We start from the raw sequence: 1,583 nt of genomic DNA on the forward strand, positions 1-1,583 counted from the left end.
CGTATAAGGAGGTGATCCAGCGCCAGGTTCCCCTAGCGCTACCTTGTTACGACTTCACCCCAGTCATGAACCACAAAGTGGTAAGCGTCCCCCCGAAGGTTAAACTACCTACTTCTTTTGCAGCCCACTCCCATGGTGTGACGGGCGGTGTGTACAAGGCCCGGGAACGTATTCACCGTGGCATTCTGATCCACGATTACTAGCGATTCCGACTTCATGGAGTCGAGTTGCAGACTCCAATCCGGACTACGACGCACTTTTTGGGATTCGCTCACTCTCGCAAGTTGGCTGCCCTCTGTATGCGCCATTGTAGCACGTGTGTAGCCCTACTCGTAAGGGCCATGATGACTTGACGTCGTCCCCACCTTCCTCCGGTTTATCACCGGCAGTCTCCCTGGAGTTCCCGACATTACTCGCTGGCAAACAAGGATAAGGGTTGCGCTCGTTGCGGGACTTAACCCAACATTTCACAACACGAGCTGACGACAGCCATGCAGCACCTGTCTCAGAGTTCCCGAAGGCACCAATCCATCTCTGGAAAGTTCTCTGGATGTCAAGAGTAGGTAAGGTTCTTCGCGTTGCATCGAATTAAACCACATGCTCCACCGCTTGTGCGGGCCCCCGTCAATTCATTTGAGTTTTAATCTTGCGACCGTACTCCCCAGGCGGTCTACTTAACGCGTTAGCTCCGAAAGCCACGGCTCAAGGCCACAACCTCCAAGTAGACATCGTTTACGGCGTGGACTACCAGGGTATCTAATCCTGTTTGCTCCCCACGCTTTCGCATCTGAGTGTCAGTATCTGTCCAGGGGGCCGCCTTCGCCACCGGTATTCCTTCAGATCTCTACGCATTTCACCGCTACACCTGAAATTCTACCCCCCTCTACAGTACTCTAGTCTGCCAGTTTCAAATGCTATTCCGAGGTTGAGCCCCGGGCTTTCACATCTGACTTAACAAACCACCTGCATGCGCTTTACGCCCAGTAATTCCGATTAACGCTCGCACCCTCCGTATTACCGCGGCTGCTGGCACGGAGTTAGCCGGTGCTTCTTCTGCAGCTAACGTCAAAGATGTGCGCTATTAACACACACCCCTTCCTCACTGCTGAAAGTACTTTACAACCCGAGGCCTTCTTCATACACGCGGCATGGCTGCATCAGGCTTGCGCCCATTGTGCAATATTCCCCACTGCTGCCTCCCGTAGGAGTCTGGACCGTGTCTCAGTTCCAGTGTGCTGATCATCCTCTCAGACCAGCTAGGGATCGTCGCCTTGGTGAGCCCTTACCTCACCAACTAGCTAATCCCACCTAGGCATATCCTGACGCGAGAGGCCCGAAGGTCCCCCTCTTTGGCCCGAAGGCATCATGCGGTATTAGCCATCGTTTCCAATGGTTATCCCCCACATCAGGGCAATTTCCTAGGCATTACTCACCCGTCCGCCGCTCGACGCCGTTAACGTCCCCCGAAGGTTCAGTTAACTCGTTTCCGCTCGACTTGCATGTGTTAGGCCTGCCGCCAGCGTTCAATCTGAGCCATGATCAAACTCTTCAATTTAAAGTTTTTTCGGCTCAATGAATACTGA

1 rRNA gene is annotated in these 1,583 nt (G+C 53.5%); it reads right to left on the reverse strand.

Annotated features, from left to right (window positions below):
- Positions 1 to 4: 4 nt before the first annotated feature.
- A 16S ribosomal RNA gene (locus SU60_RS17725) occupies positions 5 to 1,555 on the reverse strand.
- Positions 1,556 to 1,583: the final 28 nt, after the last annotated feature.

It is taken from the genome of Vibrio mytili (assembly GCF_000830505.1).
Lineage (GTDB): Bacteria > Pseudomonadota > Gammaproteobacteria > Enterobacterales > Vibrionaceae > Vibrio > Vibrio mytili.